At 70.1% G+C, this 25,493-nt stretch carries 17 protein-coding genes; 11 read left to right on the top strand and 6 right to left on the bottom strand.

Annotated features, from left to right (window positions below; all coding sequences use genetic code 11):
- Window positions 1-275 precede the first annotated feature (275 nt).
- Together FSYMDG_RS03600 and FSYMDG_RS03595 are read left to right on the top strand one after the other, a co-directional pair.
- Window positions 276-1,379: an ABC transporter substrate-binding protein gene (locus FSYMDG_RS03600; protein ID WP_013872233.1), complete on the top strand. Its 1,104-nt coding sequence runs from the start codon at window positions 276-278 to the stop codon at window positions 1,377-1,379.
- A gap of 227 nt (window positions 1,380-1,606) precedes the next feature.
- Window positions 1,607-2,185, top strand: coding sequence for a YdcF family protein (locus FSYMDG_RS03595; protein WP_237702970.1), 579 nt, complete (start codon window positions 1,607-1,609; stop codon window positions 2,183-2,185).
- Between the two features lie 277 nt (window positions 2,186-2,462).
- On the opposite strand, the gene rsmI is transcribed toward FSYMDG_RS03595, so the two are convergent.
- The gene (gene rsmI, locus FSYMDG_RS03590; RefSeq protein WP_050803318.1) at window positions 2,463-3,371 is read right to left on the bottom strand and encodes a 16S rRNA (cytidine(1402)-2'-O)-methyltransferase; all 909 of its coding nucleotides are present in this window, start codon (window positions 3,369-3,371) and stop codon (window positions 2,463-2,465) included.
- A gap of 39 nt (window positions 3,372-3,410) precedes the next feature.
- Between rsmI and FSYMDG_RS03585 the strand changes: the two genes are divergently transcribed.
- On the top strand, window positions 3,411-5,084 hold the full coding sequence (locus FSYMDG_RS03585; protein WP_013872230.1) for a dolichyl-phosphate-mannose--protein mannosyltransferase: 1,674 nt from the start codon (window positions 3,411-3,413) through the stop codon (window positions 5,082-5,084).
- Here the strand turns inward: FSYMDG_RS03585 and FSYMDG_RS03580 are convergent.
- The gene (locus tag FSYMDG_RS03580) at window positions 5,017-6,531 is read right to left on the bottom strand and encodes a hypothetical protein (protein WP_165440835.1); all 1,515 of its coding nucleotides are present in this window, start codon (window positions 6,529-6,531) and stop codon (window positions 5,017-5,019) included. The two genes, FSYMDG_RS03585 and FSYMDG_RS03580, sit on opposite strands and share 68 nt — an antisense overlap.
- Window positions 6,532-6,892: 361 nt before the next feature.
- On the bottom strand, window positions 6,893-8,233 hold the full coding sequence (locus FSYMDG_RS03575; RefSeq protein WP_237702968.1) for a glycosyltransferase family 2 protein: 1,341 nt from the start codon (window positions 8,231-8,233) through the stop codon (window positions 6,893-6,895).
- A 747-nt stretch (window positions 8,234-8,980) separates the two neighbouring features.
- On the opposite strand from FSYMDG_RS03575, the gene FSYMDG_RS03570 reads away from it, so the two are divergent.
- Window positions 8,981-9,184 (top strand): hypothetical protein, encoded by a 204-nt coding sequence (locus tag FSYMDG_RS03570; RefSeq protein ID WP_013872226.1) that lies wholly within the window; start codon window positions 8,981-8,983, stop codon window positions 9,182-9,184.
- A gap of 466 nt (window positions 9,185-9,650) precedes the next feature.
- Here the strand turns inward: FSYMDG_RS03570 and FSYMDG_RS03565 are convergent, their stop codons facing one another.
- Window positions 9,651-10,148 (bottom strand): hypothetical protein, encoded by a 498-nt coding sequence (locus FSYMDG_RS03565; protein ID WP_013872225.1) that lies wholly within the window; start codon window positions 10,146-10,148, stop codon window positions 9,651-9,653.
- 694 nt (window positions 10,149-10,842) lie between these two features.
- Here FSYMDG_RS03565 and FSYMDG_RS03560 point away from each other — a divergent pair.
- The 5 genes from FSYMDG_RS03560 to FSYMDG_RS27885 all read left to right on the top strand — a co-directional run bounded on the left by FSYMDG_RS03560 (window position 10,843) and on the right by FSYMDG_RS27885 (window position 16,561).
- A complete protein-coding gene (locus FSYMDG_RS03560) occupies window positions 10,843-12,630 on the top strand; it encodes a glycoside hydrolase family 15 protein (RefSeq protein ID WP_013872224.1) in 1,788 nt (595 codons plus the stop codon).
- Between the two features lie 230 nt (window positions 12,631-12,860).
- On the top strand, window positions 12,861-14,114 hold the full coding sequence (locus FSYMDG_RS03555) for an FHA domain-containing protein (protein WP_349304118.1): 1,254 nt from the start codon (window positions 12,861-12,863) through the stop codon (window positions 14,112-14,114).
- Window positions 14,111-14,449 (top strand): FHA domain-containing protein, encoded by a 339-nt coding sequence (locus FSYMDG_RS29525; RefSeq protein WP_347176554.1) that lies wholly within the window; start codon window positions 14,111-14,113, stop codon window positions 14,447-14,449. Before FSYMDG_RS03555 ends, FSYMDG_RS29525 begins: the two co-directional genes overlap by 4 nt.
- A gap of 5 nt (window positions 14,450-14,454) precedes the next feature.
- Entirely contained in the window at window positions 14,455-15,261 is an 807-nt protein-coding gene (locus tag FSYMDG_RS03550) for a DUF305 domain-containing protein (RefSeq protein WP_013872223.1), read from the top strand.
- A gap of 793 nt (window positions 15,262-16,054) precedes the next feature.
- Window positions 16,055-16,561, top strand: a complete 507-nt coding sequence (locus FSYMDG_RS27885) for a YceI family protein (RefSeq protein WP_237702967.1) — start codon at window positions 16,055-16,057, stop codon at window positions 16,559-16,561.
- 319 nt (window positions 16,562-16,880) lie between these two features.
- Here the strand turns inward: FSYMDG_RS27885 and FSYMDG_RS03535 are convergent, their stop codons facing one another.
- Window positions 16,881-17,546, bottom strand: coding sequence for a response regulator (locus tag FSYMDG_RS03535; protein ID WP_013872222.1), 666 nt, complete (start codon window positions 17,544-17,546; stop codon window positions 16,881-16,883).
- 418 nt (window positions 17,547-17,964) lie between these two features.
- The gene (locus FSYMDG_RS03530; protein ID WP_013872221.1) at window positions 17,965-22,017 is read right to left on the bottom strand and encodes a HAMP domain-containing protein; all 4,053 of its coding nucleotides are present in this window, start codon (window positions 22,015-22,017) and stop codon (window positions 17,965-17,967) included.
- A 255-nt stretch (window positions 22,018-22,272) separates the two neighbouring features.
- Here FSYMDG_RS03530 and FSYMDG_RS27880 point away from each other — a divergent pair, with 255 nt between their 5' ends.
- Both FSYMDG_RS27880 and FSYMDG_RS03520 read left to right on the top strand, forming a co-directional pair.
- On the top strand, window positions 22,273-24,861 hold the full coding sequence (locus FSYMDG_RS27880; RefSeq protein ID WP_013872220.1) for a SpoIIE family protein phosphatase: 2,589 nt from the start codon (window positions 22,273-22,275) through the stop codon (window positions 24,859-24,861).
- Window positions 24,862-25,071: 210 nt separating this feature from the next.
- A complete protein-coding gene (locus FSYMDG_RS03520) occupies window positions 25,072-25,482 on the top strand; it encodes an ATP-binding protein (protein ID WP_043604699.1) in 411 nt (136 codons plus the stop codon).
- Window positions 25,483-25,493: the final 11 nt, after the last annotated feature.

Genomic DNA, 25,493 nt, shown 5'->3' with positions numbered 1-25,493 from the left:
TCTTCCGACACGTCCCGCCGGTGACGCGGGACGTGTCGACCAAGGCGCTCCCCGTTGACAGGGAACGCCCCGGGCGGAAGCGCTCCGTCGGACCGATCCTACGGAACCGCGGAAAGCGGACGGCAGACGAGCGATCCAAGCCCGGACGCCCGTCCGTCCACCCGCCGCGTCCACGGCCGAGACGCCGGAACAAGCCACCCCCATGGCGGGGGTGTCATAACAACGTCGGCACACTGTTGAACATCGCAGTCCCATCACCTGGTAGACAGGTACCGATGTCCTCGTCGCTCGCTGTTGCGCTGGTGACTCCGCTGACTGGTCCGGCGGCCGTCCACGGTCTGACCACCCTGCGCGCGGTCACGTTGTGGGCTCGTGATGAGCAGCTTCCGCCGCCGTGGGACGACATCAACGTCACCGCGTACGACGCGCATCCGCATCCCGCGGCGGCGATGCGTGCCGCGGCCGCGGCGCGGCCGGATGTGATCTTCGGTCCGTACGGTCAGCGCAGCGCGCTGGCCGCGTGTGCCGCCACCGACCGGGTCGTGTTCAACATCGGCGCGCCCTCGACCCGGTTCGTCCGCCAGGCGTTCCCGAACGTCGTCAATCTGCTCTCCCCTCATTCGACGTGGACGCGGGGGCTGCTCGCCGCGGTCCGCGCCGCCGACCGGCAGGCCCGCAGGGTCACGGTGCTGCTGGCCTCCGACGACCGGGCGCTGGAAGTCGTCTCCGTCGTGCGGGCCGCCGCGGCCCGGCTGGGCTTCGAGGTCGCCTCCAGCGTGTTCCGTCCCGGCCGGGTCATGATCGCCGCACGCCGGCTCCCGCCCGCGGACGTTCTGATCGTCCAGGGTGATCCGGACGACGAGAACGCCGCGGCCGAGGTGCTGCTGCGCAGGCCGTGGCGGGCGGCGGCGTTCTCCACCGCCGGGCATGACGGCGCGCTGACCGCACTGCGTGATCGCCGCGACGGCCTGCTGGGCCCGCGGGCCTGGTCACCACGGCTGCCCGCGGATGCTGGCACCGGTCCGAGTGTGTCCGAGTTCGTTGCCTGCTACCAACGGATGTACGACCAACTGCCGGCCGCGACCGCGGCGGTGGCCTACGCGGCCGGGCTGGTTCTGGGCCGCTGTGTCTGGGCGAGTGGCCGGGCCGACGACCCTCATGTGCTCGCCGCCGCGCGCACGCTCGACACGTCCACTCTGCTGGGCCGTTTCCGTCTCGACGAGGCCACCGGCCTCCAGGTCGGTCACCACAGCCATCTCGTGCAGTGGCGGGACGATGTTGCGCATGTGGTCTGGCCCGCCGACCGGGCGCAGTCTCCACTGGCCTACCCTCGCTCGCGGATCGGGGTGGCGCGGCAGCACGCCATGACCGCCTCATGAGAAAGCCGGGCGGACCCGTCCGGCTGCCGGGACGGTTCGCCCGGGCCCGGCAGCCGGGCCGATTCGGGTGGATGCCGGGTCCCACCCCAGGCCGGCAGGAACATCGCCCGCTCCGGGCCCGGACTTCAGGCCGGTTCAGACGGACACCGAACAGGCTCGCCCGGATACCAGGCCAGTTCACCCGGGCTTCGGGCCAGTTCGGACGGACACCGGACCGGCCCGCCCAGATGCCAGCCTGGTTCAGGCGGATGCCGGACCGGCCCGCTCGGACGCGAGGCTGGCTCGGACGGGTGCCGGGTGGACGGGTCGGGATCGGGATCGGCCTGGCCGCCGTGCTGTTCCTCACCGCGACCGGGCGGTTGTTCGTCTGGCCGGTCCGGGATGCCCCGGAGCCGGTCGACGCGATCGTGATGTATGCCGGCAGCCCCGGCCGGCTGGCCAGAGCGATCGAACTGGTCCGGGCCGGGTACGCACCGGTGCTGGCCGTGTCGACCCCGCCCGGGGCCGACGACCCGTGCCCGGCCGCCCTGCCCGGCATACAGGTGATCTGCTTCCGCCCGGACCCGGTCACCACCCAGGGTGAGGCACGGATGACCGCGGAACTGGCCACCCGTTATGGCTGGCGATCCGTAATGATCGTGGTGGGGACCCCGCAGGATACCCGGGCGCGGCTACGGGTGAAACGGTGTTACGAGGGCCGCGCCCTGTTCGTCACCGTCTCCCCACGACTACGCGGCTGGCCATACGCGATCAGCTACGAATGGGCTGCCATGATCAAGGCCCTGACCATCCAACGAAACTGCTGACCCCTCCGGCGGCCATTCCCTCACCAGCACCCCACTGTCAGACCGAAACACCTTCTCAGGTTGTCCGTGTCCGGAGTACCACGATGATGCGGAAGCCGGGCGTGGATGCTCCTGGGGGCTATATCGATGGATGCCCGGTGCAATGCAACGACCGGCCTGAACCGCCCGGTCTCTAAAAAACCCAGGACGGTTCAGGCCGGCGGCGAGCGCCCGCAACAGGACGTTTAGGCCCTTGCATGGCCGGACCAGCCAGCCGACGTCCGGCGCGGGCCGGCGCTCACCCGCGCTGATGTCCCCGATCGGTTCGGCTGCGGTCGTTCTTGGCGGCGAGGACGGCGTCGTAGACGAAACGGCGGGGGACCCCGTGCTCGGCCGCCACCGCCACGAGGGCCGTCTTGCGCGGTATTCCGGCGGCTTCGCGGGCGGCGACCTCCGCCGCGAGCGCGGCGGAGAGGACGGCCGCGGCCGGCGTGCCCGGTTGCGGCTGCGGCTGCGACGACGTCCCGGGTCGGCCCGCCACCACCAGGGTGATCTCGCCCCGGATCTCCCGCTCGCGGGCCCATGCCGCCAGCGCGCCGAGATCGTCCCGGACGATCTCCTCCCAGGTCTTGGTCAGTTCGCGGCACATCACGGCCGCGCGGTCGGGTCCGAAGGCCGCGGTAAGATCGTCCAGTGTTGCGGGCAGCCGGTGCGGAGCCTCCAGGATGACCAGTGTGCGCCGCTCCCCGGCCAGTTCGGCCAGGCGTGACCGGCGCTCGCCCGGCCGGCGCGGCAGGAAACCCTCGAACACCCAACGGTCCGTGGGCAGCCCGCTGACAGCGAGCGCGGCGGTCACCGCGGACGGCCCCGGAACGACCGTCACCGCCACCCCGGCCGTGACGGCGGCGGCCACCACCCGGAAACCCGGATCCGACACGGCCGGCATGCCCGCGTCCGTGATGAGCGCGACGGTGGCTCCCGCGCGCAGGTGGGAGAGCAGGAAGTCCGCGCGGGAGGACTCGTTGGCGTCGAAGCAGGAGACCACCCGCCCGGTGATGGTGACGCCGAGGGCCGCGGTCAGCCGGCGCAGGCGGCGGGTGTCCTCGGCCGCGACGATGTCGGCGCGGGCCAGCACCTCGCCCAGGCGGGGGCTGGCATCGCGAACGTCACCGATCGGCGCACCGCAGAGCACCAGAGTTCCGGACACCCGCCGAGTCTGCCAGGTGCCACCACCTACATTGATGCGGTGGCGGTGACAGCGACCTATCCGATCGTGGACGGCGGCGAGCCGCGAACCACGGTCGTCACTAAAAGTAATCGCGATGGCCTGAGCCAGCGGGAGCGGCTGGCACCGCCGATGCCAACAGACCGGCTCGCCGGCTGGCTCGCGTCGCTGGCGATCGCGGCGGTCGCCGGTGTCCTGCGGTTCTGGCAGCTCACCGAACCGCGCGGCATCTACTTCGACGAGGTCTACTACACCCACGACGCCTACGGCCTGCTCACCCACGGCTACGAGCTGAGCGACATCAAGAGCGGGTGCGACGGCCCCGGGTTCGTCGTCCATCCGCCGCTGGGCAAGTGGCTGATGGCCGTGTCCGAGTGGCTCTTCGGGTACACCGACTGCGCCGGGATCCGCCACGGCAGTCCCGAACTGGGCTGGCGTTTCGCCTCCGCGGTCGCGGGGACGCTGGCGGTGCTCGTGCTTGCCCGGATCGCCAGGCGGATGTTCCGCTCGACGTTGCTCGGCTGTTTCGCCGGCCTGCTGCTCGCCTTCGACGGCCTGGCGTTCGTCCAGAGCCGGATCGGCATCCTCGACATCTTCCTGATGACCGGGCTCGTGCTGGCCCTGGCCTGCCTGGTCCTCGACCGAGATCACGGACGGGCCAGGCTGGCCGCCGGCCTCGTGGACGCCAGCAACATCCCCCTCGGCGGGCAAGCGAGCAAGGACGTATCCGAAGCGGGAAACGACAATCAAGAATCACTAAGTAGCCTCTACAAGACAGATAGTAATAAATTGCGCTTCGGGGCGCGTCTTGGCGCGCGCCCGTGGCGGCTGGCATGCGGACTGTGTCTCGGTGCGTCCCTGGGAGTGAAGTGGAGCGCCGTCTACACGCTCGTGGGATTCGCCGCGCTGGCCATCGCCTGGGATGCCGGGGCACGCCGGACGGCGGGTGCGCGACGGCCGGTCCTGGCAGCCGTGCGACGGGACGGGCCGCAGTGGTTCGTGAGCTTCATACCGCTCCCGGTCATCGTTTTCTTCGCGACGTGGACCGGATGGTTCGTCACCGACGGCGGTTACAACCGCCACCGTTTCGGTGACGGCGTGTGGGCGGCATTGCACGGCTGGTGGTACTACCAGCAGCAGATCTTCCACTTCCACGAGCACCTGGACGCCTCGCACCCGTACGCGTCCAAGCCGCTGAGCTGGCTGGTGCTGGGCCGGCCGGTCGCCTACTTCTACAGCACGCCCAAGGCCGGGGAGCCCGGGTGCACCTCCCCGGCCGGCTGCTCCCGGGAAATTCTCGCGATCGGCAATCCGGCGATCTGGTGGGTCGGGGTGCTGGCGCTGGTCGGGGTGCTGGCGCTGTGGGTCAGTCGCCGGGACTGGCGGGCCGGCCTCGTCCTGGTCGGCTTCACAACGTCGTTCCTGCCGTGGCTGGCCTTCCCCAACCGGACGATGTTCCTGTTCTACGCGCTGCCGCTGCTGCCGTTCCTCATTCTCGGGCTGACCGCGCTCGCGGGGGTCGCCCTGGGCCCCCGAACAGCCTCTGACCTGCGGCGACTGGTCGGTTCGCTGACGGTCGGCATCTACGCGATCGTCGTCGTGCTGCTGTTCGTCTACTTCTATCCGATCATGGCGGCGCAGGTGATCCCGACCTCGGCGTGGCGGGTGAGGATGTGGTTCCCCGGCTGGATCTGACGCGCCGCCGCCAGCCGGTCCGGCCCGCCCGGCCGACCAGGTCCGGGGGCGGGCCCGGGGGTGGCTCCGGCCGGGTCGGCAGATCCGGCCCGGCGCGGCGGCCGGCCGGCCTGGTCCGCGCGCGGACGAGCCGTAGCTGCGCCACCGCGAACGCCCCGGCCGGCGGCAGGCAGACCAGTACCGGCAGCAGGTAGCGATAGTCGAACACCGCCGTCGCGCAGGGCACCACCAGCAGAACCAGACCCATCCCCACCAGCAGCAGACAGTCCTGACGGATCCGGAGCAGCCCGTAGCCGGCGGCGGCCATCGCCGCCAGCACACCCATCAGCACACAGCCGGCGAGCAACGGCCCCGGGGTGAATCCGACCGACTGGTATCCGCGCAGCAGACCGCCCAGGACCGCGTCGTGGCGGCGGGGCGTGACCGCGCCGTCGAAGTCCCGCAGCGACCGGTGTATCTGCCAGCGGGGATCGGGATGCCCCGCCCGGAACTGCCAGGTGGCCAGGTACCAGTCCCGGGAGCCGACACGGCGCACCGGCTCGAAACAGTGCGTGACGTCGTGCGCCACCAGCCGGGTGTACTCCCTCGGCTGCGCGACGATCACCTTGAGGGCGAACCGCCGGAACACCGTGTTCGTTTCGGCGCCGAACGGGCCGAAGGCGGCTCGTGGGCTGTTCGCGTCCCAGTCGTAGTAGTTCGGGCCGGGCCGTTCCCCGGGCGGGTGCGGTGAGCACAGCGGCAGTTCGCGGGGTGTCACCTGGATGCGCGAGCAGTCCGCGAACTCGGCGACCCGGCCCCACAGGAAGAACCCGTCGGCGTTCTGCAGGGCGAAGTTCCCGTACACGGCGGCGAACCATGCCGCGTATGCCGCCAGGGGCAGGGTGACGCCCGCCCCGAAGGCGACGAGCCGGCGTACCCCGACCGACCGGGCGAGCAGGTACACCGCGGCGAGCACCGGCAGCACCAGCGCGACCGAGCGGGTGAGCGTGGCGGCCGCCAGCAGCGCGTCCGCCCCGGCGCACATGCTCCCGCTCGGGCGCTCACGCCACAGCAGCGCCAGGACCGCCGCGGTCAGCAGCGCCGCGAAGAGTGTCTCCGCCATGACCATCTGTTCGATGTTCACCTGGTAGGCGTCCAGCAGCACCGGCGCGGCCGCCGCGGCGGCCAACCTGCGGGACAGCCCCCGGTGCACCGACAGGCCGTACAGCGCCGCTCCGATCCCGAGACCGAGCAGATGTTGGACGACGGGCACGACCGCGATGGACGGCGACCAGGAGAACAGCTTCAGGAACGCGGAGTAGCCGAACGGCCTGACCTGGCCCGGGCGGAGTTCCTTCGCGTACCACAGGTAGGAGTAGGAGTCCCCGTAGAACTCCAGGGCCGGCCAGCAGGCGAACAACGCCGTGGCCCGCAGCAGCGCGCCGCCGGCCAGCAGTACCACGAACAACCGGTCCCGCACCCGTCCGGCTCTGAACCGGCCGCGTCGCGGTCAGACGCGTCAAGCCCGGCCGGGACGGACCCGGTCACGTCGAGCGCGATCACGTCGACGTCGGGCCGCCCGGCGAATCGCTCACGTAGCGCCCGCAGGCAGAACGCGTCGGTGTCGGAAACGGTCAGATGGTCGTATCCGCGCAGGCCCGCGGCGAATTCGCCCAGCCCCGACCCGACCTCCAGGATCCGTCGGCCGCAGTGCGGCGAGACCAGATCGAGCTCGAAACGCCGGTAGTTGGCCGCGGCCGCACCGCCGAGGTGGTTCTCCAGTACCCGTGGGTCGACCCCGCCCGGCGGGGCGGTCATGGCCGCCGCGGTCATCGCCCGTCCCCCGGCGTACCGACCCCGCTCCTCGGTGCGCCGGCTCCGTCGCTCGGCAGGCCAGGCTCCGGGGACTGGTCCTCCGGTCGGCTACTGGGTGCTCGCCCGCTCGCTGGCTCGCCGGGCCGTGGGCTCCCGGTGCCGCCGTGGGCGGCGGCGACGCCTTCCGTGGTCAGCAGGTGCAGGAAGAAGGAGACGAACCCGGTCCCGGCGCCGAGCACCGCTACCGTCATCGCCAGCAGTCCCGGTCGCGCCTGCTCCAACGCGCCGGCGCCGGTGACGATCCAGCGTCCCAGCACGGCCGCCTCGACAGCGCAGCCGACGACGAACAGGACGCCACCGGCCGCCAGGCCACGCTCCAGCGTGAAGTACCGGTACCCGCGGGCGAGCGGTGGACGCGAGTAGCCGGCCCGGCCGGACACGCGGTTGTGGATGTCGGTGAAGACCCCGAGCAGCACCACCTGCCAGCCGAGGACGGCGACCATCGCGGACAGCACCCAGAAATGGACGTCGAAACGGCGAGGACCGGCATCGGGAAGCAGCAGCGGGAGCACCAGTTGCCCGGCCATACCAGCAACGAGCAACAGCAGGCCCGGGATGACGAACAGGCTGCGGGGCGCGAGCGGCAACATGAAACGGACATGCCGCCAGCCGTCCCGCAGCGAACGGAGCTTGGACACACCGACCCGGCGGTGATCGGTGATCGGCACTTCCGCGACCCGCAGGCCGGAGCGGGCGGCCAGGATGACCAGCTCCGAGGCGAACTCCATACCCGCGCACCGGGGCCGCATACGCTCGTACGCGGCACGGGTGAACGCGCGCATCCCGGAGTGCGCGTCGGACGAGGCGGCACCGAAGAGCCTGTTGAGCATCCCGCTGAGCAGTGGATTGCCCCGATAGCGATGCGACCAGGGCATGGCACCTGGCATGATCTTCCCGCTGAAACGGGAACCGCGAACATGGTCGGCCCGCCCGGCCCGCAGTGGCTCGACAAGCGCCGCAAGCTCACGAAAATCGTACGAGCTGTCGGCGTCCCCCATCGCCAGATAACAGCCCCGGGCCACCGCGAATCCGACCAGGCAGGCATTTCCGTAACCCTGCCGCGATTCGGTCAGAACCCGTGCGCCGGCCGCACGGGCGACCGGAATCGACATGTCCGTGGAACCGTTGTCGACGACTATCACCTCTCCGGTGAGCCCGGTGTCGGCAATACCGGCGAATGCCCTGGCCACACAGATCCCGACCGACGCCTCCTCATCGAGACAAGGCATGATCACAGAAATCTCGACGCTACCGGGCGCACCGGCGCAGAACTCGACGGCAGCCTGATCGACCACGCCGGAATCAACAGCGCCAGCTCCGGGGCCGATGGCAACAGCAACGGAATCGACAACAGCATGGCCAGTACCTCTGGAAGCGACCGCGACAGCGCCCGGGCCGCCGGCAACGGCGCTGGAACCACCGGAGGCGGCGGAGGAACCCGAGGAACCCGAGGAACCGGAGGGATCGGAGGGATCGGAGGGATCGAGAACGGCGGCGACAGCGCCGGGAACAGCGGAAACGGTCATGACTGGGACGGGGAGCGCGACCGCGCCGCCCGCTTCCCGCATACCCCCCGCGGCGGAAGCGTCGGTGGTCGATCCACCCAGCTGGCGGGGAAGCCCGGTCCGTCCGGCTTCCTCGCCCGCCTGCCGGGAGACGGCTTCGGCCGGAGTCCCGGACCCGGCAGAAGCGTGATCGCAATCATGCGCGCACGGCCGTCGACCCCGCGGCGCGGGACGACCCGGGCCACCAACCGGGTCGTGAGGACCGCCGAGTTCTCAGTCACGAGACCTCCTGATGCAATCAACAATAGGCGCTATCTGCAACGGTACCGACGCTTAAAGTGAAGTAAGAGCAAGAGTGGACCGCGAGTCGCCTACTTTGAGCAAGGAATATCTTGCATTTAGCAATATCATTGTGTGAAGCACACCGATGCGCTCATCGGTTACCGGGGGGTGCCTGCCGGTACGACTACGCGATCAGGGATGGTGGGAGGAACCAAACCGGCTCCTCACAGCCGACACAGGAGGGAAGGAACCACCATGGCGGATGTCTCGGTGCGCTTTGCGATGACCGATGACAGCGAGATCGTGCTGAACCTGTCACTCACGCAGGCGATCCGACTGACCGAAGCCATCGCGTCCAAAGTCAGTCAGGCCATGACGGAACAGCCACCACGAGGCAGCCTCAACGGCAGCTCCTACGGCGGGCCGTCCGTGCGCCCCGGCCCTTATTCCACGTCCTGAGGACGTCCTGACGGCCGACGCACGGACCCCAGTCCCGGGCCCGCCCCCCGCCCGGCACAGGGACAGCCAGCCACCAGCGCCCCGGGGACGCGGGCCGACCGCCTGTCGGCGCGGTGCCGCCCAGCGACACCCACCAGCGCCCCGGGGAGGCGGGTACGGGAAAGCCGCGACGGGACCGCCTCCGGCGGGACGCGGATCCCCGACCAGGCCCGCAGCAGGCCCGCAGGACGTGAATGCGATGCTGCCGCGACAGCGGCGGCTCCACATTCGTCCTGGCCTTCCCCGGCTCCTCCGGTCAACCCACCACGAACGACCGGCCACAGCCGCAGAAATCCCCACGTCGCCACAAAGAAATCTCGCACAGACAAATCCCGTCAAGATCACTGACAGGTGATCGCAGACCCACCACAGACGACCAGCCATAGACGCAGGGGACCCCAAATTGTTGCAAAGCAACAATTTGGGGTCAGCCGGTCAGCTGGGCGATGAGGGCCCGTAGCAGGTCGAGGTCGCGGCGGCGGATCTCCGCCGGTGAACGGCCGTCCACGCCGGCGGGGACGAAGGATGCCCGAACGCTGCGCAGTTTCTCCCGCAGGTGCTGGACCGCGGGTGGCGGCAGCAGGCCCTCACGCAGGAGCAGGACGACATGCCCGCCGTGCTCGACGACGTCGACGGGGGCGGCCATGGCCATGGTCACGACCCGGATGCCGAGTGGCTCCACCCGGTCGTACACCAGGAGCAACCGATCCTCCGCGATGATCTCTGCCGTGCCGTCGTCCCACAGCACGGTTGCCCGGGGCGCCTCGAAGGGTAACCAGCCGGCCGCCTCGACCCGGACCCGCTCCTCACCCGGTGTGGGTTCACGGTGTGGCGCCGCGTGCACGGCCAGGACGGTCCCGCAGCGTGACCAGACCCCACCGCCAAGATCATCAACCGGGGACACCCGGTCGCCTTTGGCGAACATGACAAGACCGCCCTGACCATTCTGTGCCGTTGGTCCCTGCGCCGGCATGCTGTGATCGTAGAGTGATATGAACGACCGCCGACATGGACGCCCGGACCCTCACTCCAGATCCGCCCCAGATTGCGCCCATCTGAACACTTTTCGTTACGAATTTATGATAACCCCAGGTCAGGGCCGACCCGTCTCGGCCGTTGCTGGCAGGCGTCCGACCGACGATCCAACCCAATGATCATTTCTGTCTGACGTCGGACAACCACGAACTGGCCCCGCCCCCAGCGTTGCCAGCTCCGACGTCACCATCCGTAACATCGCCACCAGTAACGCCACCGGCAGCGGCGGTCCGTCGGCGGCACGCTCCACCAGTACGCGGCGCGTTCCTCCGGGACACCGCATTAGCGGCGAAGCGACGTCGGGCAGCACCGACGTCGACGGCGCAGGCCCGACGCGGTGTCGACGTGCTCCAAGGTAGCCCCACGACGATCGATCGGTATCGCCTGACACTTCGAGAAGTTGGCGCTCACAGGCCAGTGGCCGGACGTACGTTCGCGGAAGCCCCTGGCCGGGTCGGTGGATGCGGGTGGCTGGCGACGACTGGCGATGGATGGCGGCCGTCCGAACAGCGCCCGCGTGATCGAGGATCCACGGACACGGTCCGAGCGATGATTCTGTCGACAGCCCATCGGAGAGGCCACTCATGCGCATGACCGGTTATCCGCCCATCGAAGAGCACGCGGTCATCGGTGACCTGCGCACGGTGGCACTCGTCGCGACCGACGGCACCATCGACTGGTACTGTCCGCAGCGCTTCGACGGGGCCTCGGTGTTCGCCAGCCTGTTGGACGCCGAACGCGGCGGCTCCTTCCGCATCCACTGCCCCGATTCCCGGGCCAAGCAGCTCTACCTGCCGGACTCCAACGTCCTGATGACCCGTTTCCTCGCCCCGCAGGCCGTCGGCGAGGTCGTCGACTTCATGGTCCCGGTGGACAGCGACGTCACCGAGTCACCGCACGCGGTCGTCCGGCAGGCCAGGGCGGTACGTGGCCGGGCCGAGTTCTCGCTGCGCTGTCACCCGCGCTTCGACTACGGGCGGGTATCCCACACAGTGACGATCGTCGACGGCCAGGGCGCGGTGTTCAACTCCCCCGTCGGCAGCCTCACCCTGCGTACCGCCATCCCGCTGGCCAGCGACGGCACCGGCGTCACCGCGACGTTCGCGCTCGACATGGGGCAGAGCGCGGACGTCGTCCTGGAGTGGAACACACCGATCCGCCCGCTGGTGGACGGCGAGGCCGAACAGCTGTTCAACCGTACCCTGACCTACTGGCAGAACTGGCTGCGCCGCAGCCGCTACCACGGCCGCTGGCGGGAGATGGTGAACCGCTCCGCGCTCGTGCTCAAACTGCTGGTCTACCGTCCCACCGGAGCACTGGTGGCGGCGCCCACCACCTCCCTGCCGGAGGAGCTCGGTGGCATCCGCAACTGGGACTACCGGTACACGTGGATCCGCGACGCCGCGTTCACCATCTACGCGCTCATGACGCTCGGGTTCACCGACGAGGCCGCCGCGTTCATGGACTGGCTGGAACAGCGCTGTCAGGAGGCCCCCGGCGACAAGGGCCTGCACGTCCTGTACAGCGTGGACGGCAACGCCGACCTCGACGAGATCGTCCTCGAGCACCTGCGCGGCTACCGCGACTCGAAACCCGTGCGGATCGGCAACGGCGCCGCCGGGCAGCTCCAGCTCGACATCTACGGCGAGCTCATGGACTCGGTGTACCTCTACAACAAGCTCGCCGCGCCGATCTCCTTCCAGCTGTGGGAGGCGCTCTCCCGCCAGCTGGACTGGCTCGCCAAGCACTGGGAGGAGCCCGACGAGGGCATCTGGGAGACCCGCGGCGGCCGGCAGCGCTTCACCTACTCGGCGCTGATGACCTGGGTGGCCTTCGAGCGGGCATGCCGGATATCCCGGCAGCGTGGCCTGCCCGGCCCGACCAACGAGTGGAAGGAGTACGCCGGCCGCGCGTACCGGTTCGTCCAGACCGCGGCGTGGGATCCGGTCCGTGGCGCGTACATGGAGCATCCCGGGTCGTCCCGGCTGGACGCGTCCCTGCTGTGCATGCCCCTGGTGAAGTTCTCCGGGCCCACCGACCCCCGTTTCCTGTCGACCCTCGACCGCTTCGGCGAGAAACTGGTCAGTGACAGCCTGGTACGCCGTTACGCGGCGGACGGCAGCGACGGGCTGCACGGGGACGAGGGCACCTTCAACCTGTGCTCGTTCTGGTACGTCGAGGCGCTCACCCGGGCCGGCCGGGTCGCCGAGGCCCGGCTGGTGTTCGAGAAGATGCTGACCTACGCCAACCACGTGGGCCTGTACGCCGAGGAGATCGGGCCATCCGGGGAGGCGCTGGGCAACTTTCCGCAGGCGTTCACCCACCTCGCCCTGATCAGCGCTGCCCTCCACCTGGACCGGGCCCTCGGCTGACCCCGAAACGGGCTTCTGGCTGGCCGAACGCCCTGACCGAACGTCACGTCCGGTGGGCGGGCAGCCGGCCTGCCCGGCGGGCTGGTCTCCTCCCGGCAACGGCCAGGTGACATTCTCATCCCGAGGGAAAGTCCGCCGGTAGCCGACATGTTGCTGACGTCTGCCCGATCCCCCGGCAGGATGGTTGGTACACGTGGCTCACCGGGGTGGGACACGCCGGACGCCGGCGGATGGCCCGGCTCCGGCGGGCCGGACGCGCCGGCAGGGGCGGGGCGGCGGCCGAGGCAGGCCAGGGACGAGGGACAGGGGGCGCGACGATGGCGGGACTCGACGGTTTCCGGGTCGTGGTGGCATCCGGGCATGAGGCCGGGACCGGTGTGGTGGTTCGCCTGTCGGACGTTCTTGTCGTCGCCAGCACCGGTCGCCCTGGCACGTCGGACATGACCAAGACGCTGCTGGCGCTGTGTGCCGAGGCGGCCGGCGAGGCAGGGCCGGTCTCGGGGACGGGCCGGCGGCTGGTGCGCCGGGTCGCCGGGCTGCTCGTCGACGCCGATCCGGAGGTGGTACCCGACTTCGCCCTGCTGGCGGAGGTCGGCGACCGGCTGGCCGTGCTGATCCACGGCGCGATGGAGGTGGCCGTCCACGGCCCCACCCCGCTCACCCTCTCCGGGATCGAGTCGGCCACCTGGGTGGACCGCCTGCTGCCGGCCGGGCTCGCCCGCCTGGACATCGGCCCGGCCGGCACGCTCGGACCGGCCGGTGTCGGCAGCGTCGACAGCGTGGCGAACAACCCGGCTGCCGACGCCTTCCCGCTGGACCTGCGGATCGGGGCGGTACCCGGTATCGGGGTGAGCCTGGTGGCCAGCAGTGGGCCCGTGTTCGTCCCGCCCCGAGGGGCCGAGGAGGACTTCGCCGCCGGCTTCGGCGGGCCGCACAACCCGATGACCGAGGCGGCGCCGATCCCGTCGGTGGACGCCGCGCCGGCCAGGGGCCCCGCCGACGGGTCGGTGTCGAGCGCTCCGCCGGCCCTGACACCGCTGCGCAGCAGGGAGCCGGAGCACGGCAGGGAACAGGAGCACGGCAGAGAGCAGCAGGAGCACGGCAGAGAGCAGCAGGAGCTCAACACCGCTGCCCGGCTGCGTGCCGCCGAGCCCACGCAGGCAGAGGACTTCGCCACGCTCACCGCCACGAACGACGACCCGCCGACCGAACTCGCCGGGCGCGCCCCGGACGCACACGTCGAGGACACCGAGAGCGAGGCGCTGACCGAACTGCCCGGCCGAGGCTTCGACGTCGCCGACCTGTTCGACGACCAGGACGCCCCGACCATGCTGCCGGGCAACTCCGAAGCCCAGGTCGAGGGCATCCTCTGCGCCAACGGCCACTTCAACCACCCGGCCGCGCCCTACTGCACCGAATGCGGCTGTCCCTGGCCCAGCAGACCGGCAACCCCGTCCGGGGGCCACGGCCGACCATCGGGGTGATCGTCTTCGAGGACGGCCGGACCGTCAACGTCGACAAGGACATCGTGATCGGCAGGCAGCCCGACCGGGACGACGCCGTCCGGGCCGGCCGCGCGCTTCCGTTACTGGTCGAGGACGGCGAGAGCGCGGTTTCCCGCGTCCACGCCGTCATCACGCTCAACGGCTGGGACGCGGTGATCGCGGATCAGGGCTCCGCGAACGGTACCTACATCGCCCCGCCCGAGGCGACCGTGTGGACCCCGCTGAACCCGCACGAGCCGGCTCCGCTGGTCCCCGGGACCAGGGTCCAGGTGGGCAAGCGGACGTTCGTGTTCAACTCCCAGATGCAGATCTGACCGCGGTGGCCGACGACAGCACGGACGGCGCGACAGCGGAGCGGGCCACCGACGCGGCCACGCCCGCCGGTGGGCGTGCGGACGGGCCCGTCGGCGGGCCCGCAGGCCGGATTCGGCCGCGGGCACGGGCATCCTGGGTGGCGCTGCTGGCCGTGGTGGCGTTCGCGCTGGTGGCGGCCGGCGCGGGCCTGCGGGGGCTCGTCGACCGTCCACCGGGCGCGGACTCGGTGGACGCCGGGTTCGCCTACGACATGTCCGCCCACCACGCCCAGGCCGTCCAGATGGCGATGGTGGAGTTCCGCGCCGGCGCAGATGCCACCCAGCGCAGTGTCGCCCAGGACATCGCGCTCACCCAGCAGCGGGAGATCGGCATCATGTCGGCCTGGCTGACCAGCTGGGGCCTGCCGCAGGTCTCGACCGCACCGCCGATGCGGTGGATGCGGGACAGCGGCGGCCATGCTGGTCACGATGCCGGTCATGATGCTGGTCACGACGCCGCGGGCGGCGGTTCGCCGGCCGACACAGCCAGTACGGCCGGCACGGCTCCCGCCGGCTCGTCGCGGATGCCGGGGATGGCCACCGACGCCGAACTGGCCCAGTTGTCCACGACGCAGGGCCGGGAGCTGGACGTCCTCTTCCTCACGCTCATGATCCGCCACCACCGCGGTGGGATCGCGATGGCCCAGTACGCGGCGGCCCAGGCGCAGGAAGCGAACGTCCGGGCCCTGGCCAGGGCGATGGTCATCAACCAGGCCGTCGAGATCGACCAGATGCAGGCCGACCTGCGCGCGCTCGGCGCTCCCCCGGCCTGACTTCGCCTGCCGTGACGACCCGCCCCGGCGCCATCCGGCCGCCCCGCCGGTCCGGTCGCCCGGGGCCATCCGGCCGGCTGATCCGGCCATGCCGCAGCATCCTCGGCCAGCCGGCCGATTCGGCGGTGCCACCGGGCCGATTCGGCGGTGCCAGCGGGCAGAACCGGCAGGCCGCCCCGCGCCGTCCGGTGGCGTCCTCCGGTGGTGTCGACCTCCGGGAGGGCACGCTGCGGTGACGGTGCTGGGTAGCCGTCCGCGAGGCCGGGCCGGCAGATCCGTGTCGCCAGGCTGACAGGCCGCCAAACCGGATCATATTCATGATTTTTTTATGTTGCTCGTGCAACATCCGACCTATGTGGCCAGCAGCGGACCCCAGCGCCCCGCGCCAGATGCCACAGACCGGCCACAACCCGCCACAGAACTACAAGCAGTCACAGAGCCACCAGGAGCGATCAATGGTAGCCGACGCCTCCCGTCCGGCAGACCCACCGCAGCAACCGCCGAGCCAGCCGGGCCCACCACAGCAGTCAGGCCCGCCGAGTCCGCCGAGTCCGCCAGGTCCGCCGGATCCGCCGGGCCCGTCGAAGAAGAAGCGGCCGCGCTGGGTGAAGGGCGTGGTGATCGGCGTGGTGGTCCTGGCCGCCCTCGTGGTCGGCGGGCCGTTCGTCTACATCAACTTCATCGAGGGTGATCCGCCAGCCGAACTGTCGCTGGACAGCGCGACGGCACCTGGCAGCGCCACGGCCAGCCCGGCCACCGGCGGCATGACCGCCTACACCACCATCGACGGGACGTGGACGGTGGCCGCCGGCTCGCAGGCCGGTTACCGCGTCAAGGAGGTCCTGTTCGGGCAGGACACCACCGCGTCGGCCGGACATCGTCCGTCACCGGGAAGCTGGTCGTCGACGGCACCACCGTGCCGTCCGCCGACTTCAGCGTGGACGTGGCCACCATCACCAGCGACCAGTCTCAGCGCGACAACCAGTTCCGTGGCCGGATCATGGAAACGTCCCAGTTCCCCACGGCCAGCTTCAGGCTGACCCGGCCGATCGACCTCGGGTCGGTGCCCGCCGAGGGCGAACGGAAGACCTACCAGGCAACCGGCGAGCTGACCGTGCACGGTGTCACCAGGACCGTCACCGTCCCGCTGGACACCCAGCTCACCGGCGGGCAGATCCGGGTCAGCGGGCAGATTCCGGTCACGTTCAGCGATTACGACATCGACTCACCGAACGTCGGCGGGATCCGGGTCGAAGACAACGGGATCATCGAGGTTCTGCTCAACTTCGCCAAGTCCTGAGCCCGCACCACCAGGCCCTGTGCCCCCACCAGGCCCTGTGCCCCCGCCAAGCCCTGTGCCCCCACCAAGCCCTCGGCGCCAGCGGGTTCCGCGACCGGCCAGCTCCTCGGCTCCCAGCGCGCCGGCCATGTAACCATACGCAACCACGTAGTCGGCGGCCGGTGATCGGCCACCAGCGAAGAAGATCGCCGCGAGTTTGTCGTTCGGTACGCCCACCGGGCCGAAAAGCGCACCGAACGACAAACTCGCCCGGATCATGCTCTGTGCGGATGATCGTGGACGGCGCCCCCGGTGGCCCGGCCCCGTGGAACAGCTACGGTCAGGACGTCGTGGCCGGCGGGCCGCCGCCGGCCCGGGAGAACGGCTGCAGCCGCGTGACCAGGCCGCGGACCTCGGCCGCCGCGGCGGCGATGGTCTCCTCGGGGATACTCGGGGAGGCACCCTCCAGCAGGACCTCGAGCGCGGACAGCCGCTCGGCGATCTCGGCCATCAGGTCGAAGTCGCGGACCCTCGCCCGGGCGAGCTCTGCAAGCCGCTCGTTCTTCTCGAACAGCTCGACGAACACCGTGACCTTCGCGCGCAGCAGCCACGGGTCGAACGGCTTGGCGATGTAGTCGACCGCGCCGACGGCGTACCCACGGAACGCGTGGTGGGGCTCCCGGTCGATCGCGGTGAGAAAGATGATCGGAGTGTCCCGCGTCCGGCCACGCTGTTTGATGCGGTGCGCGGTTTCGAAACCATCCATGCCCGACATCTGGACGTCCAGGAGGATCACGGCGAAATCGTCCACCAGGAGGCGTTTGAGGGCGTCCTCCCCCGACGACGCGGTGACCAGATCCTGGTCGAGGGAGGCCAGGATCGCCTCGAGGGCCATCAGGTTGTCGGGCCGGTCGTCCACCAAAAGGATCTTGCTACGCGGACGTTCCGTGCCGTGCGCATCCTCGGCGTCCACCGCGCCCACGAGGCTGCCCTTGCGCTCGGTCACCTGCCCGCCTCCTCGCCCACGGCGCATTGCCAGCTTTGGGGACATGCGTCAAAACCCAACCGTACAAGCCCCCTCAAGCGGTCAGGCATCCGCGACCACACGCCTTCCGCAATACTCACGTTCCGTTCCCAGGAAGTATCGCCGACAAAACATCCGATCCAGGCACCCGGTCCAGACGAAGTCCTGCCGGTCGCGGCGCCCACCGTACCCGTGTGGGCCGGTACCGGCGCGTACCTCGCGGGCCGTTACCGGTATCCCTGCCCACCGGCCCCCGCGTCGGCGGACAGGCAAACAGGCGGACAGGCGGACATCGGCGGCTCCGAGGCTCCCTTCCATGCCCACCCGGACGCGGCCGCCCACGAGGTGCGACCACAGACGGATGCGACTTACCGGATGCCGTTCAGCGCCATGCGGCCGCCTACAGCTGCGACCGCATGGCGCTGAGCAGATGCCTGAGGTCGACCGGTTTGGTGATGTAGTCGGTCGCGCCCGCCTCGAAGCTCTTCTCCCGGTCACCCGGCATCGCGTTCGCGGTCAGCACCACGATCGGCAGGGCGGCGAAGGCAGGCATCTGCCGGATCGTCGACGTGGTCTCGTTCCCGTCCAGACCCGGCAGCATCACGTCCATCAGCACCAGATCGATCATCGAGCCCTCCTGCTGGAGCAGCCGGATCGCGTCATGGCCGTTGTCCGCGTACAGCACCCGCATGCCGTGCATCTCCAGCGCGCTGGTGAGGGCGAACACGTTGCGGACGTCGTCGTCGACGACAAGCACGGTCGCGCCGACCAGCGGGTCGGTCTCGTCCAGCCCGTTGACGGGCTCGGGGCGGGCGAACTCCTCGGGCGCTTCGGTGAGGAAGGACATACCGGTCGTCACCAGCCCTGTCACGCCCGGAACCGAACGCGACGAACGGCGTGCCGCCGGCACCGACAGCGCACCCGGCCCCTCCGCGGCGGATCCGTTCCTGGCCGGTCCGTCCTTACCCGATCCCGCCTGGCTCGACCAGGTCGTGGCGGCCGGCTCGGGGTCGGCATCCTCGCCCGGCACCCCGGCGGAACCGACCGGCCGGCCGGCCAACCGGGATCCCTCCAGCGGATGCCTGCCCTGTGCGCCCGCCGGCCGGCGCGACGCCGCCGCGCGGGGCTCCCCGGACAGCATGATGGTTCCCTCGTTGTCCCCGGGGGTGGTGGAGGGCAGGACCTCCGAGGGCATCACCGACGGTACGTACAGGGTGAAGGTGCTGCCCTGGCCGACGGCGCTGGCGACCCCGATGGCCCCGCCGAGCAGCCGCACGAGCTCCTTGCTGATCGACAGGCCGAGCCCGGTACCGCCGTAACGGCGTGACGTCGTCCCGTCCGCCTGCTGGAAGGCCTCGAAAATCATGCGGAGCTTGTCGGCCGCCACCCCGATACCGGTGTCGGACACGCTGAACGCCAGCGCCACCGGCGCGGCGGACAGGCTCGGCGCGGTGAACGCGATCTCGTCGGACGCGACGGTGACGTCCAGGCGCACCTCACCGGAATCAGTAAACTTCACCGCATTGGACAGCAGATTCTTCAACACCTGCTGAATACGCTGCTCATCGGTGACGAATTCCGCCGGGACGTCGCTGGCAACCGTCACCTCGAATGACAGCCCCCGCTCCTCGGCGAGCGGGCCGAATATCTGTGCGACCGCGTCGCACAGGGTCGTGGTGCGGACGGTGGTGGCTTCGACGTCCATCTTGCCGGCCTCGACCTTCGACAGGTCGAGAATGTCGTTGATGAGCTCGAGCAGTTCGGAACCGGCCGAGTGGATCGTCTCGGCGAAATCGATCTGCTTGGGGGTGAGGTTGGCCTCCGGGTTGTCGGCGAGCAGCTTCGCCAGCAGCAGCAGGCTGTTGAGCGGCGTGCGCAGCTCGTGGCTCATGTTCGCCAGGAACTCCGTCTTGTACTGCGACGACAGGGCGAGCTGCTCGGCCTTCTCCTCCAGCCCGATGCGGGCCATTTCGATTTCCCGGTTCTTCTCCTCCAGCAGCGCGGCCTTCTCCTCCAGCTCGTTGTTGGTGCGCTGGAGCTCCACCGACTGCGAGCGCAACTCCTGGGTGAGGCGCTGCGACTGGGCGAGCAGCTCCTCCGTCCGCGCGTTCGCCATGATCGTGTTCAGGACGACACCGATCGTGCCGACGAGCTGGTCGACCAGGTGCAGGTGCAGCTCGGAGAACCGGGTGAAGGAGGCGAGTTCGATGACCCCGAGCACCTGCTCCTCGAAGAGGACCGGCACGACGACGAGATCGCTCGGTGGAGCCTCCCCGAGGCCGCTGCGGATGTAGAGGTAGCCGTTGGGCACCTGTTCCACCCGGATGCCCTTCTTCTCCACCGCGGCATGGCCGATGAGGCCCTCCCCGAACAGGAAGGTGCCGTCGGAGCGCTTGCGGGGCGCCGAGCCGTAGCCGGCGACGTGCCGCAGCTTGTCGCCCTCGATGAAGTCGAGCAGGTAGACCGTGCCGAGCTGGGCGCCGACCGCCGGCGTCATCTCACTGATAATCATCTGGCAGACCGCGTACAGGTCGCGCTGGCCCTGCATCTTGCTGCCGATACGGGCGATGTTCGACTTCAGCCAGTCCTGCTGGGCGTTCTTCTCGGTGGTCTCCCGCAGGTTGGCGATCATCTGGTTGATGTTGTCCTTGAGCTCGGCGACCTCACCCTCGGCCTCCACCGTGATCGAGCGGGTGAGGTCACCGCGGGTAACCGCGGTCGACACCTCGGCGATCGCCCGGAGCTGGGTCGTCAGCGTGGACGCGAGCTGGTTGACGTTGTCGGTGAGGGCCTTCCAGGTGCCGGCCACCCCGTCGACCGTGGCCTGGCCGCCGAGCTTGCCCTCGGTACCGACCTCCTTGGCCACCCGGGTGACCTCGTCGGCAAACGACGACAACTGCTCCACCATCGTGTTCACGGTGTCCTTCAGCTCGGCGATCTCACCCTGCGCCGGCACCGTGATCTTCTGCGACAGGTCACCCCGGGCCACCGCCGTCGTCACCAACGCGATGTTGCGCACCTGGCTGGTCAGGTTGCCCGCCATCGAGTTCACCGACTCGGTCAGATCCCGCCACACCCCGGACACACCCCGCACGTGCGCCTGACCACCCAGATTGCCCTCGGTACCCACCTCCCAGGCAACCCGCGTCACCTCCGCCGCAAACGACGACAACTGCTCCACCATCGTGTTCACGGTGTCCTTCAGCTCGGCGATCTCACCCTGCGCCGGCACCGTGATCTTCTGCGACAGGTCACCCCGGGCCACCGCCGTCGTCACCAACGCGATGTTGCGCACCTGGCTGGTCAGGTTGCCCGCCATCGAGTTCACCGACTCGGTCAGATCCCGCCACACCCCGGACACACCCCGCACGTGCGCCTGACCACCCAGATTGCCCTCGGTACCCACCTCCCAGGCAACCCGCGTCACCTCCGCCGCAAACGACGACAACTGCTCCACCATCGTGTTCACGGTGTGGGCGAGGGCCGCGACCTCGCCCCGGGCGTCCACGGTGATCTGGCGGGTGAGGTCGCCGCGGGCGACCCCGGCCGCGACCTCGGCGATGCTGCGCACCTGCGTGGTGAGGTTGCCGGCCATGACGTTCACCGAGTCGGTCAGATCCCGCCACACCCCGGACACGCCCTTGACCTGGGCCTGCCCGCCGAGCCTGCCCTCGGTACCGACCTCCTTGGCCACCCGGGTAACCTCGTCGGCGAACGCCGAGAGCTGGTCGACCATCGTGTTCACGGTCGACTTGAGCTCGTAGATCTCACCTCGTGCGTCCACAGTGATCTTCTGGGACAGATCGCCCTGCGCCACCGCCGTCGTGACCTGGGCGATGTTGCGGACCTGGCTGGTGAGGTTGCCCGCCATCGAGTTCACCGACTCGGTCAGATCCCGCCACACCCCGGAGACGCCCTTGACCCGCGCCTGGCCACCCAGGTTGCCCTCGGTACCCACTTCCCGCGCCACCCGGGTAACCTCGTCCGCGAACGAGGAGAGCTGGTCCACCATGGTGTTCACGGTCGTACCGATCGTGAGGAACTCACCCCGCACCGGCTGCCCGGCGATCTCCAGCGCCATGTGCTGCGAGAGATCACCCTCCGCGACAGCCGCGATCACACGCGCGACCTCGTGCGTCGGGCGCGCAAGGTCGTCGATGAGCGAGTTGACCGCCTGGCTCGACAGCGACCAGCCGCCCTCGAAACCGAGGTCTGCCATCCGCTCGGTCAGCCGGCCGTCCCGCCGGATCACCTTGCTGACCCGTTCCAGCTCCCCGGAGTGCCGCTGCTGCAGGGCCGCCAGCTCGTCGAAGCGCTGGGCGATCAGCGCGTCGCGGCCGGACCGCTCCCCGAGACGGGCGGAGAAGTCACCCGCGCACAACGCCGTCAGCGCACCGAGCAAATCGTCGATGAAGTGGTCGTCCACGGGCGCGGATTCCGACACCATCGTCATGGTGGAGCCCTCCAAACCGGCGTGCGCGGGAATCTCTCACGTCTGGCAGACCATCGGAACGGACCGGCGTCCGTTCATCAGGCATCCAGCAGTGCTCGGCGACAGTATCCGTCAGGGCTTGCTGTGCGGATATAGCGGATCCGTCCGGCCGTGTGCCGCGCGTGCCGGCCCGGACCAGCCCGGAAGATCCGTCGGCCGCGCTCCACGCGACGGCCAATCCCTCATGACCGGACAACACAGGAGAGACTGACCGGCATGCTTCACATGCTCGGCGAAGAGGGGTTCCGTCGCACCCTCACACTTCCACCGGTCATCGATTCACCGAGATCGGCCCGCCGGTTCATTATCGACACGTTGCACGGCCGTCTCCACGCCGATGTCGTTGATATAGTACTACTGTTAGTAACCGAGCTTGTAACTAACGTAATCGTACACGCCGGCACCGATGCGACAATCGACATTCGACACCACGATGGACGCCTCGTCGTCACGGTCAGTGATCGGCATCCCCTGGCATTGGGCGCGGTACCGATCACCGGCCAGCCCGGCCACGCTCCCGCCGCCGCCCGCTCGGCGGCCATCGACGGCCCGGGGAGCTCACCGGTGCCCGTAGCCACGGCGGCCGGTGCGCTCCCGCCGGCGGCGCCCGGGAGCGTCACCGGCGAGTCCATCGCGGACAGCGGCATCGACAACCTGCGTGAGGACGGCCGCGGCCTGTCGCTGGTGGACGCGCTGAGCACGGCGTGGGGCACCGAACACGACCGGACGGGCAAGAAGGTGTGGTTCCGCCTCGACGCCCCCAACGGTTCGCCCACCGACGCCGAAGCCGCGGGCGGGCCCGGCCCGGCCACCGCGGCTGCCGAGACGGCCCGCGCCGACGCCCGGACAGTGTCCCCCGGCTTGCCCTCCAGCTTGTCCCCCGACTTGCCCCCCGGCCTGGCGGCCCATGGGAGCGGATCCGCCGCCGGGCCCCCGGCCGCGGTGGGCGCGCCCGCCACGGTGGTGGGCCCACGCAGGCCGGCGCGGTTGCTCTCGTCCACCCTCACCCGTGTCCTGTCGGTCGAGGAGGAAGTCGGTGAACTGCTGGCGCAGCTCGTCGACGCGCTGCCGTCGTCCGGGGCGGGCCTCGTACGGCGCAGCCGTAACCGGGCGGGAACGGCGGAGGTGGTGGCAGCCTTCGGGTCGACCGGTTCGGAGCGGGACGCCCGCCGCATCCCGCTGGACTCCCGTGACGGGACCGTCGGAGAACTGTTGCTGTGGTCACCAGGCCTCCCGGCGTCCACCGGCAGGGCACCCACCGGTGCGGCCCGCGTGTGCCAGCTCGACGACGACGCGGGCGGCATCCACGACGACGCCATCCATGGCGATGCTCATCGCGATATCCATGGTGCCGTCCGTGACGACATGGATGGCGCTGTCCACGGCGACCTCGAGGAACGGATCCAGCTGGTCGCCCGTTGGATGGCGCTGGCGCTCGGCGGTGCCCATCTGCGGCGTGTCGAGGAACGCCGGATCGGCATGCTGTCCTTCCTGGCCGAGGCATCCGACCTGCTCGCGGGCAGCCTCGACACCGACCGGAGCCTGGCCCTGCTCGCACGCCTGCCAGTGCCCCGGCTGGCCCGCTGGTGCACGGTCCACCTGTTGCGCGACGACGGTGCGATCAAGCTGGCCGCCGTCGGCCATGTGGACGAGGCCGCGGCCGGTGCCCTGTCCGCCTGGGCGGACGACCCGGTCGGGACGCTGGTCGCTCACGTGCAGGCGGCGCTCACCGACACCGTGCGGGTCGCCACCGTCGACGGCGCGCCCACCGTCATCGCCGCGATGCGTGCCCGCCGCCGGGTGCTGGGCGTGCTGACCCTCGGCCGCGCCGCCGGGAACAACTTCGAGGCCGACGAGATCGAACTGCTCACCGATCTGGCCCGCCGCGCGGCCTTCACGGTCGACAACGCCCGCCTGTTCCGCCAGCAGGTGGAGGTGGCCGGCGAGTTACAGGCCGGACTGCTGCCGCCCGAACTGCCCCACATCGACGGGATCGAGCTCGGTTCGTCCTACCGCTCGGCACGGGCCGGCCTGGAGGTCGGCGGTGACTTCTTCGACCTCGTCCCGGATCCGGACGGCGGCTGGACGATCATCATCGGGGATGTCTGCGGCAAGGGCGCGGAAGCCGCCAACGTCACCGGGGTCGCGCGGGCCGTGCTACGGCTGCTGGCCGGCCAGCGCCACAACCTGCCCGACATCATGATGGATCTCAACCGGGCGTTGCGGGACACCTCCAGCTACCCGAACCCCGCTGGTCAGGGACGTTTCTGCACGCTCGCGGCGGCCCAACTGCGGCCCGCTGGCGAACTCGGCCCCCCGAGCGAGCCGGGCCCGCCGGCGGACGAGCCGGGGTGGTCAGGCGGTCCCCGGCCGTCGGGGGCGCGCGGTCCCACCGGCCTGGCGCGGCCGGCTGCCCGATCCGAAGCGCGGTCGGTCGAACGGGTGGTCTCGATCTGCATGGCCGGGCATCCGCTGCCGGTTCTCGTCCGGGCGGACGGGACGGCCGTGTTCGTCGCGCAACCGGGAACGCTGTTGGGGGTCCTCGACGACGAGGATGCGATCTTTCCCGAGGTGCGGGTGTCGCTGCGGGCCGGGGACGCGCTCGTCCTGTACACCGACGGAGTCGTCGAGGCACGCCGCGGCCGGGAACTCTTCGGCGAGGAGCGGCTGCTGGCCACCCTGCGCGGCTGCGCCGGGATGTCCGCCCAGGGGATCGCGGAGCGGCTGCGGGCGGCTGCCGAGCGGTTTGCCGGCGGCCGGCTGCGCGACGACGTCGCGGTGCTCGCGGCCCGCATACCAACATGACACTCCGCGATCCAGTGAAACCTTTCCACCGGAGATCGCGACGGAAGCAAGCGATACCGTTACCGTACGTCATAAAGACTACCCGGCATCCGCCCGTTGACCGTGAAAGACCGGAAGTGCTTGGAATAGCCGGCCTGTGGGTAGACGTACAGGGATGTCATCACATCGGATTCGGTGATCAATGAATACACAGACGGGGTGGAAAAGGACATGATGACCCGCGCGTCGTCGTTGCGCCCCTCGGCCACGCACATGCTGGTCGAGCTGCCCTACGTGCCCGCGGCCGTCCCGCAGGCACGCCGTGCGCTCAGGGAGCAGCTCGCCCGCACGAATCTGTCCGAGGAAGCCGTCGGGACAGCGGAACTCCTGGTCAGCGAACTGGTCACGAACGCGGTCAAATACGGCAAGCCACCCGTCTGGCTGTTGCTCGAACTACGGCCAGGCCTCGTACACGCCTCTGTCTCGGACACGTCTGTCGTGCTACCGCAGCGGCAGCAGGTGGATCTCGGCAGCGAGGGCGGCCGTGGCCTGCTCGTCCTGGACGCTCTCGCCGGTAGCTGGGGCGCGGTGGCGGTGGACTCGGGGAAGTACCTCTGGTTCGACCTACCCGTCCAGTCGTGAGCTGAACGCGC

Origin of the sequence: Candidatus Protofrankia datiscae, from assembly GCF_000177615.2 — a bacterium.
Lineage (GTDB): Bacteria > Actinomycetota > Actinomycetes > Frankiales > Frankiaceae > Protofrankia > Protofrankia coriariae.
Note: the sequence above shows the minus strand (reverse complement) of the source record. Positions and strands in the feature narration are given on the sequence as shown.

What these genes read in the sequence shown, in the direction of transcription:
- FSYMDG_RS03600 (WP_013872233.1), top strand. Translation starts at nt 276, where the DNA reads ATGTCCTCGTCGCTCGCTGTTGCGCTGGTGACTCCGCTGACTGGTCCG.
- FSYMDG_RS03595 (WP_237702970.1), top strand. Translation starts at nt 1,607, where the DNA reads ATGCCAGCCTGGTTCAGGCGGATGCCGGACCGGCCCGCTCGGACGCGA.
- FSYMDG_RS03570 (WP_013872226.1), top strand. Translation starts at nt 8,981, where the DNA reads ATGGCGGATGTCTCGGTGCGCTTTGCGATGACCGATGACAGCGAGATC.
- FSYMDG_RS03565 (WP_013872225.1), bottom strand. Translation starts at nt 10,148, where the DNA reads ATGTTCGCCAAAGGCGACCGGGTGTCCCCGGTTGATGATCTTGGCGGT.
- FSYMDG_RS03560 (WP_013872224.1), top strand. Translation starts at nt 10,843, where the DNA reads ATGCGCATGACCGGTTATCCGCCCATCGAAGAGCACGCGGTCATCGGT.
- FSYMDG_RS03555 (WP_349304118.1), top strand. Translation starts at nt 12,861, where the DNA reads ATGGCCCGGCTCCGGCGGGCCGGACGCGCCGGCAGGGGCGGGGCGGCG.
- FSYMDG_RS03530 (WP_013872221.1), bottom strand. Translation starts at nt 22,017, where the DNA reads ATGACGATGGTGTCGGAATCCGCGCCCGTGGACGACCACTTCATCGAC.
- FSYMDG_RS27880 (WP_013872220.1), top strand. Translation starts at nt 22,273, where the DNA reads ATGCTTCACATGCTCGGCGAAGAGGGGTTCCGTCGCACCCTCACACTT.
- FSYMDG_RS03520 (WP_043604699.1), top strand. Translation starts at nt 25,072, where the DNA reads ATGATGACCCGCGCGTCGTCGTTGCGCCCCTCGGCCACGCACATGCTG.